Genomic DNA, 15,684 nt, shown 5'->3' on the forward strand with positions numbered 1-15,684 from the left:
CCCCGTGCCCACCAACCGCATACTCTTCCACTACTCGTCGTTATGGTGGGCACGGGGCGCCCACCCTACGACCGATTAGCCCAACGGATCGATCACGAACGCCGGCATCTGCGACTTGTCGCGCGCCGCTTCCAGGAATTTATCCGCCGTGATCAGCGCCTCGTTGATCGTTACGTCCATATCCAGGTAGCGATAGGTCCCCAGACGGCCGACGAAGGTCACGTTCGGCTCCTTCTTCGCCAGGTTCACGTAGAGCTCGAGCTGCTTCTTGTCGCGCGCCAGGCGGATCGGGTAGTACGGGATGTCCTTCTCTTCGCACTGGCGGCTGTATTCCTTGTAGCAGATCGTCTTCTCGTGCTTTTCCCACGGCGAGAAGTGTTTGTGTTCGGTGATGCGGGTATAAGGCTTGGCGTCGTCGCAGTAGTTGATGACGGCGTTGCCCTGGTAGTCGCCGGTGGCGCGGAAGGTTTCGAAGTCGAGCGTGCGGTAAGGCAGACGGCCTTCGGCGTGCTTGAACCAGGCGTCGATCGGGCCGCTGTAGAAGACGTGTTCGTACTCGGACTTCAGGTCCGGATCGAAGCGAGTGTTCAGGTGCACGGTCACGCCCGGCACATTGATGATGTTCTCGACCAGCGCCGTATAGCCCTCGGCCGGCATGCCCTGGTACTTGTGGCTGAAGTAATTGTCGTCGTAGTTGAAGCGCACCGGCAGGCGTTTCAGGATGCTGGCCGGCAGTTCGCTCGGCTGCAGGCCCCATTGTTTGACGGTATAGGTCTTGAAGAAGGCCTCATACAGTTCGCGGCCGACGAAGCGCAGCGCCTGCTCTTCGAAGGTCTGCGGGTCGACGATCGACTTGTCGCCCAGCGACGCCAGGAATTCCTCCGCCTCGGCCGGACCCATGGTCTTGTTGAAGAACTGGTTGATGGTGAGCAGGTTGATCGGCAGCGTGAAGACCTGGTTCCTGGTGATGGCCTTGACGCGGTTCACGTAAGGCTTGAACTCGGCGTAGCGGTTCACGAATTCCCAGGCGCGCTCGTTGTCGGTGTGGAAGATGTGCGGACCGTAGACGTGCAGCATGACGCCGGTTTCGGCATCGCGTTCGGAGTGGCAGTTACCTGCGACGTGGGAGCGTGCTTCAAAGACTTCGACGGTGTAGCCGGCTTGTGCCAGCTGGTTGGCAATCACAGCTCCGGAAAATCCAGCGCCGACAATGGCGATTTTCTTGTTCATGTGTCTATATCCTAACTGTAGATTGGGGTGTTCCTGGAGGGACTTCGCGCGTGGCCGCATCTGCGTTTGCGGACCAGAACGACGGCCGGGCATGCTGAGCGTTGGATATATTCTTGTTGCACGCGTTGCAAGCCAAAGCCGTTCCATTTCTTAATACAAGAACAATTATATGTCGCGCTGCAGGTTAACCCCCGTTCAATTGGAAGCGTGCTTGTAGTACTTTTCCGACAAGAAAAATGGTGTCACCTAGCCGTGTGTTGAGGCGCCGGCTTGCCGGAAAGCCGGACTTGCTCTAACATGTGAACAACTATTCACATGTTAACGATGAGCAAACTCGACCACCCCGATCACGCCATCGCCCAGCTGGCGGACCTGTTCCACCTGCTGGGTGATGCAACCCGCCTGCGCATCGTGCTGGCCTGCCTTGGCCAGCCGACCTCGGTAGGCGACATCGCCGCCGCGCACGCGCTCTCGAGTTCGCTGGTCAGCCATCACCTGCGCCTGCTGCGCGCGGCGCGCATCCTCAAGGCCGAGCGCCAGGGCAAGCAGGTGTTTTATTCGGCGGCCGACGCCCACATCAGCACCCTGCTCGCCACCATGTTCGAGCACATCGCAGAACCCCTCAACGCAATGGACGCAGCATGAGCCACGACCACCACCATCACGACCACCACCACGGCCACGGTCACGGCCACCACCATCACATGCCGGAGCCCGGCCACGGACGCGCCTTCGCGCTGGCGATCGGCGTCAACACCCTGTTCGTCGCCATCGAATTCATCTACGGTTTCATCGCCAACTCGACGGCGCTGATGGCCGACGCCGGCCACAACCTGTCCGACGTGCTGGGCCTGGTGCTGGCCTGGGGTGCGGCCGCGCTGGCCAAGCGCGCACCGAACGCGCGCTATACCTATGGCCTGCGAAGCTCCTCGATCCTGGCCGCGCTGGCGAACGCGATATTGCTGCTGCTGGCCTGCGGAGCGATCGCCTGGGAAGCCCTGCACCGCCTGACGGCACCCATGCCGGTCGAGGGTGTGACGGTGTCGATCGTGGCCGCCATCGGGGTGGTCATCAACGGCTTCTCGGCCTGGCTCTTCATGGCCGGCAGCAAGGGCGACCTGAACATCCGTGGCGCCTACCTGCACATGGCGGCCGACGCGGCGATCTCGCTGGGCGTGGTGGTGTCGGGCCTGGTCATCATGGGCACCGGCTGGACCTGGCTCGACCCGGCGGTCAGCCTGGTGATCGTGCTGGTGATCGTGTACGGCACCTGGTCGCTGCTGCGCGAATCGCTGCGCCTGGTGATGGCGGCCGTGCCCGAGAACGTCGATGCGGTCGCGATCGACCGCTTCCTGGCGCAGCAGCCGGGCGTGACCGGTGTACACGACCTGCACATCTGGGCGATGAGCACGACGGAAACGGCGCTGACGGCGCACCTGGTGATGCCGGGTGGGTATCCGGGAGACCGGGTGATCGACGACATCGTAGCGAAGCTGCGCCACGATTTCTCGATCGGGCATTGCACGCTGCAGGTGGAGGAAGGCACGTCGCAGCACCGCTGCGCGCTGGTGGCGTAATCACGTCTTGGTGGGCACGGGGCGCCCACCCTACGGCTATCAATCACGTAGGGTGAGCGCCCCGTGCCCACCATCAATAATCAACCAGCCAGGTTGGCGAACAAGGCGGTACTCAAATACCGCTCCCCAAACGACGGAATGATCGTCACGATCAGCTTCCCCGCATTTTCCGGCCGCTGCGCCACCTGCATCGCCGCCCACAAGGCCGCGCCCGATGAAATCCCGACCAGTAAACCCTCTTCGCGCGCGGCGGCGCGGGCCGTCTCGAAGGCGTTCTCGTTGCTGACGGTGATGATCTCGTCATAGATGCCGGTATTCAGCACTTCCGGCACGAAGCCGGCGCCGATGCCCTGGATCGGGTGCGGACCCTTGGTGCCTTTCGACAGCATGGGCGAAGCTTCCGGCTCGACGGCGATGGCCTGGAAGCCGGGCTTGCGCTCCTTGATGACTTCGCCCACGCCGGTGATGGTGCCGCCGGTGCCGACGCCGGCGACGACGATGTCGACCTTACCGTCGGTGTCGCGCCAGATTTCCTCGGCCGTAGTGCGGCGATGTACTTCCGGATTGGCGGGATTGTTGAACTGCTGGGGCATGAAGGCGCGCGGGTCGCCGGCGACGATTTCTTCGGCGCGGCGGATCGCGCCCAGCATGCCCTCCGAGCCGGGCGTGAGCACCAGTTCGGCGCCATAGGCGCGCAGCAGCATGCGCCGCTCGTTGCTCATGGTCTCGGGCATGACCAGCTTGCAGCGGTAGCCGCGCGCCGCGCAGACCATGGCCAGGGCGATGCCGGTATTGCCGCTGGTCGGCTCGACGATGACGGTGTCGGGGCCGATCCGGCCGGCTTTTTCCGCCGCCTCGATCATTGCCAGGCCGATGCGGTCCTTGACGCTGTGCGCCGGATTGTAGAACTCGAGCTTGGCAAGGATCTCCGCGCCGCCGGGAGACAGCTTGCGGATCCTGACGAGAGGGGTGTTACCGATCAGTTCAGTGACATCGTTCGCGATACGCATTGCCGTTCTCCCTAGTATCGAAGTTTATTTAACGCCGAGCAGTTCCACGTCGAAGATGAGGTCCGTGTCCGGCGGAATCATGCCGCCCGGTGCGCCGCGCTTGCCGTAGGCGAGCTGGCTCGGAATGATCAGGGTGCGCTTGCCGCCGACCTTCATGCCGGCCACGCCCTGGTCCCAGCCCTTGATCACCACGCCGGTGCCGAGACGGAACTCGAGCGGATCGCGGCCCGCGTCGAGCGAGGAATCGAATTTCTTGCCCTTGCCGGTGGCGGACAGGGGCTTGTGGAACCAGCCGGTGTAGTTGACGCGCACCAGGCTGCCGGCACTGGCTTCGCGGCCCTTGCCGACCACGCGGTCGATGATTTCGAGCTGCGGGCCCGTCGGGGCCGGCGGTACCGGTTGGGCGGCAGCGGCAGCGGCCGCAGCGGCGGCGCCGGTGTCGGTGGTGGTCGTGGCGGCCTGGCCGGCGGCCTGCTGCGAGGTGTCGGCGGCCTGGTCGGCCGCGCTCTGCACGCCCTGCTGGCGCACGGCGGTGGCGGCCTGATCGGCGGCGGTCGGCGTGGAGGGCGCGTTCGCCGGCGTCACCGGGGTTTGGTTGGATTGCTGGGCGTTGACTGCGGCGGCCGCGAACAGCATGGCCAGGAAAGTGGTACGACGCATCATGAGGACTCTTTCAATGACAGGATTTCAATCGATATCCCATGATAGCAAGCCCGGACCATGATGCACAGCGGCGGCTCAGGCGTCGGCGAGCTCCGGCTGGGCCGCGGGCAGAGCGGCGGCATTCGCCGCCTCGGCCAGCTTGCGCAGGATGTGGGCCGCGGCGATCATGCCGAAGCTGGCCGTCACCACCATGCTCGAACCGAAGCCGGCGCAATTCAGGCCGGTGATGCTGGACTCGATCTCGCAGGCAGCATCAAGCTCGGGATAGCGCAGCGGCTCCATCGAGAACACGGCGTCGATATGGTATTTCTGCTTTTCGCCGCGCGAAAAACCGTACTGGGCACGCAGGACCTTGCGCACCTTTTTCAGCAACGGTTCCTGCTCGGTACGGGCCAGGTCGCGCACCTCGATTTTCGTCGGGTCGAGCTGGCCGCCGGCGCCGCCGCTGGTCAGCAGCGGAATCGCGTTATCGCGGCAATACGCGATCAGGGCCGCCTTGGCCTTGACGCTGTCGATGGCATCCACCACGTAATCGAACCCCTTGCCGCCGATCATCTGGACGATGTTGTCCACTTCGATAAAATCCTCGACCAGGTTGACCTTGCAGTAGGGATTGATCTGGGCGATACGGTCACGCAGCGCTTCGATCTTCGGCTGGCCGATGGTATCGGTGAGGGCCTGGATCTGGCGGTTGATGTTCGATTCGGCCACGTTGTCGAGGTCGATCAGAGTCAGTTCGCCGATCGCGCTGCGCGCCAGGGCCTCGACGATCCAGGAGCCGACGCCGCCGACGCCGATCACGCAAACGTGCGCCGTTCTAAAACGTTCCAGTGCACGCTCGCCGTAGAGGCGGCCAATGCCGCCGAAGCGGCGTGCAAAGTCGATATCGTCGCCTTGCGGCGCTTGAGTGAAGGAGGTGTCGATCGAGTTCATCCGGACATTTTACCGGACCGATCTTTCGCATCCGCACTAAAATAACGCTCTGTCAATCAAAAAACTTCCCTCTGTCAAAAATACGCACATGAACGATTTCCTTCCTGACACTGCGCCCGGTTTCGACCAGCCGATCGCCGTGCTCAAGCATTGCCACGGCCGCATCCGCAAGCAGCTGGCTACGCTCGAGCGCCTGCTGTCGCACCTGCCCGAGCACGGCGCCGACGAGCAGGCGCGCCAGGCCGCCGGCGCCGTGCTGAAGTATTTCGAGAAGGCGGCCCACCTGCACCACGATGACGAGGAGCAAGACCTGATTCCGATGCTGCGCGCCGTCGCCCAGGGCGAGGACGCGGCCACGCTGCAGGCGTTGGCGCCGATCATCCTGCAGGACCACAAGGAGATGGATGCGCTCTGGCAAGACCTGCACGAGCAGCTGACGGCGATCGCCGACGGCAGCGCCAACGTCCTGTCGAGCACCAACGTACAGCGCTTCGTCCAGCGCTACACGGCGCACATGGAGCGCGAGGAAAGCACGATGGCGCCGATGGCCATGCGCCTGTTCACGCCAGAACAGATGACGCAGCTGGGCACGGCGATGCAGCGCCGCCGCGGAATCGGCGAGGATGCGCCGGCACCGTCGATCGGCGATGCCGTCGCCGATTTGCGCAAGGATTACGGCCAGGCCAGCCTGAACGAGGACGACGTGCTGGACGACCCGATGCTGCAGTTCACGCGCTGGTTCGAGCAAGCCCTGAAAGCGCAGGTCAACGAGCCGAACGCGATGAACGTGGCTACCGTCGACTCGAATGGCCGGCCGAGCTCGCGCATCGTGCTCGTCAAACAGTTCGACGAGCGTGGCTTTACCTGGTACACCAACTACGACAGCCGCAAAGCTCAGGAATTGCGCGCCAATCCTTATGCAGCGCTGCTATTCTTCTGGAGCGAGCTTGAACGCCAGGTTCGCATCGAAGGCCGGGTCGAAACGACCTCGGCCGAAGAAAGCGATAAGTATTTCCACAGCAGGCCGTTGAAGAGCCGCCTGTCGGCGATTGCTTCCCAGCAAAGCGCGCCGATCGAGAACCGTGCGGCCCTGGAACGGAACTACGAAGCGGTCGCCGCGACAGCCGGCGACGCACCGGCGCGCCCAGACAACTGGGGCGGCTTCCGCCTGGTGCCCGAGCGCATCGAGTTCTGGCAGGGGCGCCGGTCGCGTTTCCATGACCGCATCGTGTACGAGCGGCAGGAAGACGGAAGCTGGGCACGGCAGCGTTTGCAACCGTAAGACCTGTCCTCCAGTATGGCGGGACGGGTTCGACGCCGTCCGCAGGGCCGGTGTCCCACCGGCTGGAGGAAACCGTGTTCACCGAAATGAAGCTCAGCGCCTGGAGCACAGGCGTGCGCAGCAAACTGTCGCTGCCCTTGCGCGTGGAACTCTGGAACGGAGAACACGTCGACCTCTCGTCCGATCCGCCGCGCGTCACCATCCGCGTCCCCAGGCCGTCGAGCCTGCGCTACCTGCTCTCCCCCACCCTGTACAACCTGGGCCGCGCCTATGTCGAAGGCGCGCTCGAGATCCGCGGCCGCGCCGCCGACATGATCCGCATCGGCAGCGAACTGGCGGCCGCCAAGGGCAAGCCGGACAGACGTTCCAATCTCCTTGGCGCCATTCCCCTGCGCCTGCTGTCGCCGCACACGCGCCAGAAGGATGCCGAGGCGATCCGCTACCACTACGACGTCTCCAACGATTTCTACGCCGCCTGGCTCGACCCGAACATGGTGTATTCCTGCGCCTATTTCGAGGACGGCACCGAGGATCTGGCGAGCGCTCAGGTGAAAAAGATCGACCACATCCTGCGCAAGATCGATGTACGTCCGGGACAGAGCCTGCTCGACATCGGCTGCGGCTGGGGCGCGCTCGCCATCCGCGCGGCGCAGCACTTCGGCGCGCGCTGCGTCGGCATCACCCTGTCGGAGAACCAGGCGGCGCTGGCGCGCGAGCGGGTGGCGCAGGCGGGGCTGGATAAACAGGTGGAGATCCGGCTGCAGGATTACCGCGATCTCAGCGGCCAGTTCGACCGCATCACCAGCGTCGGCATGTTCGAGCACGTGGGGGTGCAACACCTGCCGGAATACTTTGCGAAGATCGACAGCCTGCTGGCGCCGGGCGGCGTGGTGATGAACCACGGGATCACCACCACCGACGTCGCCAACCGCTCCACGCCCTATGGCGGCGGCGAATTCATCGACCAGTACGTGTTCCCGCAGGGCGAGCTGGCCCACCTGTCGGCGGTGATCAAGGCGATGCAGCAGGGCGGCCTGGAAGTGCGCGACGTCGAAAACCTGCGCCGCCACTACGCGCGCACCTGTACGCTATGGACCGAGAATTTCGAGAACCGCTTCGATACGATCGGCCAGCTGACCGACGCCAGGCGGCAACGCATCTGGCACGTGTACCTCGCCGGCTGCGCCTACGCCTTCGCCCACGACTGGATCAGCCTGTACCAGATCGTCGGGGCGAAGGCGGGCGAAGATCCGGCGCAGATCCCCTGGTCGCGGCGGTACATGTATCCATAAGCCGTAGGGTGGGCGCCCCGTGCCCACCAGAAGCATGCGACACGTTTGCGGATCGTTTGGTGGGCACGGGGCGCCCACCCTACGTCACTTCATCCAATGCGAAAAGGTCTTGCGAAACTTCGCCACCTTCGGCGCGACGACAAAGGCGCAATAGCCCTGCATCGGATGCTGGGCATAGTAATTCTGGTGATATTCCTCGGCCTTGTACCAGGTCTCGCTCGGCAGCAGCTGGGTCACGATCGGCGCGTCCCAGACCGAGGCCATTTCCGCCATCACCTGGCGTGCGGTCGCTTCCTGCTCGGGGTTCTCGAAGAAGATCACCGAGCGGTACTGCGGACCGACGTCGTTGCCCTGGCGGTCCTGGGTAGTCGGATCGTGGATGGTGAAGAAGATCTGCAGGATGTCGCGGTAGCTGATGACGCCCGGATCGAATTCGAGCCGCACCACTTCCGCGTGGCCGGTGCCGGCGCCGCAGACCTGTTCATAGGTCGGGTTCACGACATGGCCGCCCATGTAGCCCGACTCGACGCGCGTCACTCCGCGCACTTCGAGGTACACGGCCTCGACGCACCAAAAACATCCGCCGCCAAGAATCGCTACCTCGGTCCTTCCTTGCTCGCTCATCGCATGCCTCGCCTGTTGTCCTGTATGTTCCGATGCTAACGCAAAGCGGCAGTTACTGCTGGCGAGACGGCAGACAAGGTGCGGCCGAGTGCGCCCGTGGCGACGGCGCGCCGTCGGCGGTGGCATAATGAGCATGCAACTTTTCAAGGGTCCGATGAACACACGCTCTCCCCGCGCCACCGAGCGCGGTTTCGACTCGGCGCATTTTCGCCAGGCACTGTCGCAATTCGCCACCGGCGTGACCGTGATCACGACGCGGCTTGCCGACGGCAGCTTTCGCGGATTGACCGCCAGTTCCTTCAATTCCGTCTCGCTCGATCCACCGCTGGTGCTGTGGAGCCTGGGCGCGCGCGCCAACAGTTTGCCTGTCTTCAGCGGCAACTCGCATTACGTCATCAACATCCTCTCCGCCGGCCAGGAAGAGCTGGCCATGCGTTTCTCGCGCCGCACCGACAAGCCCTTCGACGGCGTCGACTACGAACTCTCGCGCACCGGCCTGCCGATTTTAAAAGGCGTGGCGGCCTGGTTCGAATGCCATAACCGCAGCCGCTATCCGGAAGGCGACCACGTGATCTTCGTGGGCGAAGTCGAGGACTGCGCCGTGCAGCCGCAGGCCGGATTGCTGTTCCATGGCGGGCGCTTCGGCACGACCTCGACCGGCTGAGCCGAGGATCGCGCCAGATTCCTGGAGTTTCAGGCAAGTCCGGCGTCGACCGCCGCCCTACCATGCTCTCCATCGTCACGCACCCGTGTGACATCACTGGAGAGCACATCATGAGTAAAGTCTGGTTCATCACCGGCGCCGGCCGCGGCATCGGCGCACACATCGCCCGTGTGGCGCTGGCCAGGGGCGACCGTGTCGTCGCCACGGGCCGCAAGCTGGCGCAGCTCGACGAGGCCTTCGGCGGCAGCGACCGCGAGCGGCTGGCCACGGTCCAGCTCGACATCGCCGATGCAGCCCAGGCCGGGCGCGCAGTGCAGGCCGCCATTGACCGTTTCGGCCGCATCGACGTGCTCGTCAATAACGCGGCCTACGGACAAATGGGCAATTTCGAGGAAGTCGCGGCGGCCGATGTCGAGCGCCAGTTCGGCGTCAACGTCTTCGGCGTCATGCACATGTTGCGCGCCACCCTGCCCGCCATGCGCCGCCAGCGCGCTGGCCACGTCATCAACATCAGTTCGATCGCGGGCCTGGTCGGCTTCAATGGCGCCTCGGTCTACTGCGCCACCAAGTATGCGATCGAAGGTTTGACGGCATCGCTGGCCCTGGAAGTGGAAAAATTCGGCATCCACGTCACGGCCGTCGAACCCGGCTTCTTCCGTACCGAATTCCTCGATGACAGCTCGGTGCGCTATGCCGGCGCGACGATCGAGGACTACGCCGCGCACGGGACGATCGAAGATGCGTATGCGCCGTATCGCGGCAAGCAGCTGGGCGACCCGGCCCGGCTGGCCCAGGCCATCGTCCGTCTGGCGGCGATGGAAACGCCGCCGCGCCAGCTGCTGGCCGGCAGCGATGCCGTCGCCATGGAAGCGGCCTCGCTCGCCGGGCGCCAGGCGGCACTGGAGGAATGGCGCGCCTTGTCGGTGTCGACCGATCACCCGGCCTGAAGGAGAATGGGGATGCTATATTCGAGTCGGAGCCGACTGCCATGAACACATCCCTTCCCTCAGCGCCGATCGGTGCCGCCATGCCCGGCCTGGCACGCCTGGCGGGCCTGCTGGCCACGCACGCCCCCCATGACGGCTCGTTCGCCACCTGCATTCCGGGCGTGCATGCGGTGCGCGCCTCGAACGACAGCCTCGAACTGGTGCATGGCCTGCATCGGCCGGCCCTGTGCATCGTCGCCCAAGGCGCCAAGACCGTCATGCTGGGCGACGAGTCCTACGACTACGATCCCTCGCGCATGCTGATCTTCTCGCTCGACCTGCCGATCGCGGCGATGATCCGCCAGGCCAGCCCGGCCAGCCCCTATCTGTCGTTCCGCCTCGACTTCGATGCCGAGCGCATGGCCGAGCTGATCCTGATGGCCTACCCGAAAGGCGTACCACCGCAGCGCGAGGGCCGCGCGGTGCACGTGGCCCAGGCCAGCGAGGCCATCGTCGACGCCGCGACGCGCCTGATGGCGCTGGCCGGGCAACCGGACGACGCGGCCCTGCTGGCGCCCCTGACCGTCGACGAGATCGTGCTGCGCCTGCTGCGCGGCCCTTTCGGCGCGCGGCTGGCGCAGATCGGGCGCGTCGAGACGCACCGCGTCGGCAAGGTGGTGAGCTGGATCCGCAGCCATTTCGACCAGCCGCTGCGGATCGAGGACATGGCGGCGCTGGCGCACATGAGTCCTTCCTCGCTGCATGAGCGCTTCAAGCTGCTCACCTCGATGAGTCCGCTGCAATTCCAGAAAACCCTGCGCCTGCAGGAAGCACGCCGCCTGATGCTCTCGACAGGCATGGATGCCGGCCTGGCCTGCCAGCGCGTGGGCTATGTCAGCGCCTCCCAGTTCAGCCGCGAGTACGCGCGCCATTTCGGCAACGCTCCCACGCGCGACATGTCGCGCCTGCGCGAGGCGGGCCTGGCGGGAACGGTGTCGTTCACGCAGTAGCGAGGCCGCGGTAAATATGAAAATGGCTGTCGCAGAATGAAAAGATGGCCTGTCATGTCCTTTCTATAATGGCTGCGCCCCTGCGGCCGACTGTAGCGCCGCCTCCAACAAGAACCGACTGAGACCAGGACCGCCATGACCCATTCCGATTCGCCACGCAAGGCCGCCTTTCATTGGGACGATCCGCTGCTGCTGAACAGCCAGCTGACCGACGACGAACGCATGATCCGCGACGCCGCCGCGGCCTACTGCCAGGACAAGCTGCAGCCGCGCATCCTCGAGGCTTTCCGCCACGAGCAGATGGACACCTCGATCTTCCGCGAAATGGGCGAACTGGGCCTGCTCGGCCCGACCATCCCTGAACAATACGGCGGCCCGGGCCTGAACTACGTGGCCTACGGCCTGATCGCGCGCGAAGTCGAGCGCGTCGACTCCGGCTACCGCTCGATGATGAGCGTGCAGTCCTCGCTGGTGATGGTGCCGATCTACGAGTTCGGCAATGAGGCGACCAAGCAGAAATACCTGCCGAAGCTGGCCACCGGCGAATGGATCGGCTGTTTTGGTTTGACCGAACCGAACCACGGTTCGGATCCGGGTTCGATGGTCACCCGCGCGCGTAAAGTCGAGGGCGGCTACGCGCTGACCGGCTCGAAAATGTGGATCACGAATTCGCCGGTGGCAGACGTGTTTGTCGTCTGGGCCAAGGATGACGAAGGCGCGATCCGCGGCTTTGTGCTGGAAAAAGGCTGGGAAGGCCTGAGCGCCCCCGCGATCCACGGCAAGTTCGGCCTGCGTGCCTCCGTCACCGGCGAGATCGTCATGGACAACGTGTTCTGCCCTGAAGAAAACGCCTTCCCGGACGTGCGCGGCTTGAAAGGTCCGTTCACCTGCCTGAACTCGGCACGCTATGGCATCGCCTGGGGCGCGCTGGGTGCGGCGGAAGCCTGCTGGCATACCGCACGCCAGTACACGCTGGACCGCAAGCAGTTCGGCAAGCCACTCGCCGCGAACCAGTTGGTGCAGAAGAAGCTGGCCGACATGCAGACCGAAATCACGCTCGGCCTGCAGGGCTGCCTGCGCCTTGGCCGCATGAAGGACGAGGGTACCGCGGCGGTGGAAATCACCTCGATGATGAAGCGTAATTCCTGCGGCAAGGCGCTGGACGTGGCCCGTACGGCGCGTGACATGCTCGGCGGTAACGGTATCTCGGACGAGTTCGGCATCATCCGTCACATGGTCAACCTCGAAGTCGTGAATACCTATGAGGGGACGCACGACATCCACGCGCTGATCCTGGGGCGCGCGCAGACGGGTATTGCCGCGTTCTGAGCCGTTTTCGGCCATCCAGCCCGGATTGTTACCCGGGCTGGATCGAAACGTTAAAAATGTGCATCCGAGTGACAACAAATACAAGAAAGGCCTGATCGGGTAACGAATCGACGCAAATTTCGCGTTACCATGTGTGCTAAATCAAGCACAGCCCAGCAAGTGTTCCACCTATCTCAAACACACGGAACATGCACACATCTGGCCATCCAGTTTCGACGAATTTGCGGTCCCACGACGCCTCTGCGTTGTCGCTCGACTTATTGTTGAGTAACCTGCCGGGCATGGTCTATCGTTGCCTGAACGATTCGACCTGGACCATGATGTTCCTCTCCGCCGGGGTCGAGAAGCTCACCGGTTATCCGGCCTCCGCCTTCATCGGCGAGGACGCGATGTCGTTTGCGAGCCTGATCCACCCCGACGACCGCGCCCAGGTGGCCGACGACACCAATGCGGCGATCCGCGAACGCCGCCCTTTCCAGCTGAGCTACCGCATCACGAACGCCTCCGGCAAGCTGCGCTGGGCCTGGGAACAGGGCTCGGCCGTGTTCGACGAGCACGGCAACGTGGAAGCGCTGGAAGGTTTTATTGCCGACATCACCGTGCTGCGCCGCGCCGACATGCTGGCGCTGGAACAGGCCTCGCTGCTGGACAAGGCGCGCGACGCGATCTTCGTGATCGACATGGGTTCGCGCATCACCTACTGGAACAAGGGCGCCGAGCGCCTCTATGGCTGGGAAGCGCAGGAAGCCGAAGGCCAGCGCATGGCGGACCTGCTGTGCGACGACCACGCGGCCTACAGCGAAGCCTATCAAGCCGCGCTCATCGAAGGCGAGTGGGCGGGCGAATTGTCGCAGCGCCGGCGCGACGGCAGCAGCCTGCACGCCGACTCGCGCTGGACCGTCGTGCCGGCCGATCCGGCATCGGGCATCCCGCAAAAGATCCTCGTGATCAGCACCGACATCAGCGAGCGCAAGAGCAACGAGGCGCGCATCCACCGCCTGGCCTATTTCGATGCATTGACCGAGCTGCCGAACCGTGCCAGCCTGCTCGACCACCTGCGGCGCGCCTTGTTGGGCAGCGCCCGCTCGCGCAAGATCGGGTCCCTGATGTTCCTCGACCTCGACAATTTCAAGACGCTGAACGACACCCACGGCCATGCCGCCGGCGACATGCTGCTGCAGGCGGTGGCGCGCCGCCTCGAGCACAGCGTGCGCGAAGCCGACATGGTGGCGCGCCTCGGCGGCGACGAATTCGTGATCCTGGTCCAGCCGGACGACGACGACCTGGAAACGGCCGCGCACCATGCCGAGACGGTGGCCGCAAAGGTCGTCGCCGCGATGCGTGCGCCCTTCCAGCTGGCCGATTTCATGTACGCGGTTTCGACCAGCGTTGGCGTCACCATGATCAGCGGCGCCACCGACACGGTGGAGTCGGCCCTGAAGCAGGCCGACACGGCGATGTACCAGGCCAAGGCGGCCGGACGCAACACCTTCCGCTTCTTCGATCCCGACATGCAGGCCAAGTGGACCGCGCGCTCGGAACTGGAAAGCGGGCTGCGGCGCGCCCTGCGCAACCATGAATTCATGCTCAACTACCAGCCCCAGCTCGATGGCGACAGCCGCGTGATCGGGGCGGAGGCGCTCTTGCGCTGGCGCCAGCCGAACGGCGACATCCTGTATCCGACCGATTTCATCAAGCAGGCCGAGGAGACCAGCCTGATCGTCGACATCGGGCGCTGGGTGCTGGCCACGGCCTGCCTCGAGCTGGCCTCGTGGCAGCGCAATCCGGCCACGCGCCATTTGTCGCTGTCGGTGAACGTCAGCGCGCGCCAGTTCGTCGAGCCAGATTTCGTCGCCATGACCCAGGAAATCCTGGCCGCCACCGGCGTTGATCCGCACGGCCTGAAATTCGAGCTGACCGAAACCCTGGTGGTGACCGATTTCGCGCACACGGTCGAGACCATGGAAACCCTGCGCCGCCTCGGCATCACCTTCTCGCTGGACGACTTCGGCACCGGCTACTCCTCACTGGCCTACCTGCGCAAACTGCCGCTCGACCAGCTGAAAATCGATTATTCCTTCATGCGCGACGTGCTCACCGACCGCAACGACGCCTCGATCGTGCGCTCCATCATCGCGCTGGGCGGCAGCCTGGGCCTGCAGGTGATCGCCGAGGGTGTCGAGACCCAGGGCCAGCGCGAATGGCTGTCGCAGGCCGGCTGCTTCGTCTATCAGGGATATTTGTATGAACGCGCGCTGAGCGGCGAGCACTTCGCGCGCTACGCCTCCAGCCTGCATTAGCTTTACTCATAACTGATGCGCTCGCATCAGCAAAGCTTATGGATGAGGACGAAAAAAAACCGGCAAGGGCGTACGCCCTGCCGGTTTTTGCGCCGTAGCGACTAATTAAAACTTGTAGCCGACAGCCACGACCACGGCAACCGGGTCCAGCTTCATGTGCTGGTTCTGGCCGGTCGAGAAGTGCACGTCGGTGCGCAGGCGGCTCTTGTTGACGGTCACGTCGGTGAACCAGCGCTCGTTGATGTTCATTGCCACGCCGACTTGCGCCGTGTAGGTGAACTTGTTGTCGATGTTGAAGGTGGTCGGTGCGCCGCCCGGATTGGTCAGGGCTGTCATCTTGCCCGAACCGGTTTCCTTCATGAAGTAGGCGTAGGTCGCGCCGATGCCGACGAACGGACGGAAGGTCGCGGTCGGCGAGAAGAAGCGGTACTGCGCGAACAGGGTCGGCGGCAGCGCTTCGACGGTGCCGATCTCGCCGATGCCGGCGATCGAGCCTGCGCCCTTGATCGAGTGCTTGTACGGCGTGCCCAGCGCGCCTTCGAGCGAGATGTTGTCGGTGATGCCGTAGGCGATGATCACGACCGGCTGGATGTCGCGGTCGACGGCCGCCTTGGTGTTCGGCAGGGCCGGCGCGCTCAGGTCGCCGCTCTCGACTTTCGGGGTCAGCTGGTTGAAGCCGAACTTGGCGGTCCACTGGCCGGCCGACTGGGCCGAGGCGCTTGCAGCGCAGACCAGCGCGCTTGCTGCGACCAGCGTCTTGAGGACGCTATTGAAACGTACTTTCATCATTTCTCCTGGATTCTTTGCAACCAGTCACACCGGCCTGCCTGCAGGCCGGTGTGAC

At 64.3% G+C, this 15,684-nt stretch carries 15 protein-coding genes; 9 read left to right on the forward strand and 6 right to left on the reverse strand.

Features of this window, described 5'->3' with window-relative positions; all coding sequences use genetic code 11:
* Positions 1–75 precede the first annotated feature (75 nt).
* Complete coding sequence (gene glf / locus C2862_RS14945) at positions 76–1,230, reverse strand: UDP-galactopyranose mutase (RefSeq protein ID WP_136220932.1); 1,155 nt, start codon at positions 1,228–1,230, stop codon at positions 76–78.
* 315 nt (positions 1,231–1,545) lie between these two features.
* Here glf and C2862_RS14950 point away from each other — a divergent pair, with 315 nt between their 5' ends.
* Both C2862_RS14950 and C2862_RS14955 read left to right on the forward strand, forming a co-directional pair.
* Positions 1,546–1,875, forward strand: coding sequence for a helix-turn-helix transcriptional regulator (locus tag C2862_RS14950; RefSeq protein ID WP_136220933.1), 330 nt, complete (start codon positions 1,546–1,548; stop codon positions 1,873–1,875).
* Positions 1,872–2,807 carry a cation diffusion facilitator family transporter gene (locus tag C2862_RS14955; protein ID WP_136220934.1) on the forward strand — a complete coding sequence of 312 codons (936 nt, stop codon included), beginning with the start codon at positions 1,872–1,874 and terminating at the stop codon, positions 2,805–2,807. The genes C2862_RS14950 and C2862_RS14955 overlap by 4 nt, the downstream gene beginning before the upstream one ends.
* An 80-nt stretch (positions 2,808–2,887) precedes the next feature.
* Here the strand turns inward: C2862_RS14955 and cysK are convergent, their stop codons facing one another.
* From cysK to tcdA, 3 genes are all read right to left on the reverse strand, one after another.
* Positions 2,888–3,817, reverse strand: a complete 930-nt coding sequence (gene cysK, locus C2862_RS14960) for a cysteine synthase A (protein ID WP_136220935.1) — start codon at positions 3,815–3,817, stop codon at positions 2,888–2,890.
* Positions 3,818–3,841: 24 nt separating this feature from the next.
* Entirely contained in the window at positions 3,842–4,480 is a 639-nt protein-coding gene (locus tag C2862_RS14965; RefSeq protein ID WP_307723546.1) for an FKBP-type peptidyl-prolyl cis-trans isomerase, read from the reverse strand.
* A gap of 75 nt (positions 4,481–4,555) precedes the next feature.
* Positions 4,556–5,413, reverse strand: coding sequence for a tRNA cyclic N6-threonylcarbamoyladenosine(37) synthase TcdA (gene tcdA / locus C2862_RS14970; protein ID WP_136220936.1), 858 nt, complete (start codon positions 5,411–5,413; stop codon positions 4,556–4,558).
* A gap of 88 nt (positions 5,414–5,501) precedes the next feature.
* On the opposite strand from tcdA, the gene pdxH reads away from it, so the two are divergent.
* The gene (pdxH, locus tag C2862_RS14975) at positions 5,502–6,695 is read left to right on the forward strand and encodes a pyridoxamine 5'-phosphate oxidase (RefSeq protein ID WP_136220937.1); all 1,194 of its coding nucleotides are present in this window, start codon (positions 5,502–5,504) and stop codon (positions 6,693–6,695) included.
* Positions 6,696–6,769: 74 nt separating this feature from the next.
* Entirely contained in the window at positions 6,770–7,987 is a 1,218-nt protein-coding gene (locus C2862_RS14980; protein ID WP_136221017.1) for a cyclopropane-fatty-acyl-phospholipid synthase family protein, read from the forward strand.
* A gap of 84 nt (positions 7,988–8,071) precedes the next feature.
* On the opposite strand, the gene msrA is transcribed toward C2862_RS14980, so the two are convergent.
* Positions 8,072–8,611 (reverse strand): peptide-methionine (S)-S-oxide reductase MsrA, encoded by a 540-nt coding sequence (gene msrA, locus C2862_RS14985; protein ID WP_136220938.1) that lies wholly within the window; start codon positions 8,609–8,611, stop codon positions 8,072–8,074.
* A 154-nt stretch (positions 8,612–8,765) separates the two neighbouring features.
* Between msrA and C2862_RS14990 the strand changes: the two genes are divergently transcribed.
* From C2862_RS14990 to C2862_RS15010, 5 genes are all read left to right on the forward strand, one after another.
* Positions 8,766–9,275 carry a flavin reductase family protein gene (locus C2862_RS14990; RefSeq protein WP_136220939.1) on the forward strand — a complete coding sequence of 170 codons (510 nt, stop codon included), beginning with the start codon at positions 8,766–8,768 and terminating at the stop codon, positions 9,273–9,275.
* A gap of 110 nt (positions 9,276–9,385) precedes the next feature.
* Positions 9,386–10,222, forward strand: a complete 837-nt coding sequence (locus tag C2862_RS14995) for an SDR family NAD(P)-dependent oxidoreductase (RefSeq protein ID WP_136220940.1) — start codon at positions 9,386–9,388, stop codon at positions 10,220–10,222.
* Between the two features lie 41 nt (positions 10,223–10,263).
* A complete protein-coding gene (locus C2862_RS15000; RefSeq protein ID WP_136220941.1) occupies positions 10,264–11,211 on the forward strand; it encodes an AraC family transcriptional regulator in 948 nt (315 codons plus the stop codon).
* A gap of 135 nt (positions 11,212–11,346) precedes the next feature.
* Positions 11,347–12,540 carry an acyl-CoA dehydrogenase gene (locus C2862_RS15005; protein ID WP_136220942.1) on the forward strand — a complete coding sequence of 398 codons (1,194 nt, stop codon included), beginning with the start codon at positions 11,347–11,349 and terminating at the stop codon, positions 12,538–12,540.
* Positions 12,541–12,803: 263 nt separating this feature from the next.
* Positions 12,804–14,840, forward strand: a complete 2,037-nt coding sequence (locus C2862_RS15010) for a bifunctional diguanylate cyclase/phosphodiesterase (RefSeq protein ID WP_229467448.1) — start codon at positions 12,804–12,806, stop codon at positions 14,838–14,840.
* 105 nt (positions 14,841–14,945) lie between these two features.
* Here the strand turns inward: C2862_RS15010 and C2862_RS15015 are convergent, their stop codons facing one another.
* Entirely contained in the window at positions 14,946–15,626 is a 681-nt protein-coding gene (locus C2862_RS15015) for an OmpW family protein (RefSeq protein ID WP_136220944.1), read from the reverse strand.
* Positions 15,627–15,684 lie beyond the last annotated feature (58 nt).

It is taken from the genome of Massilia sp. Mn16-1_5, assembly GCF_004798585.1.
Classification (GTDB): Bacteria; Pseudomonadota; Gammaproteobacteria; order Burkholderiales; family Burkholderiaceae_D; genus Telluria.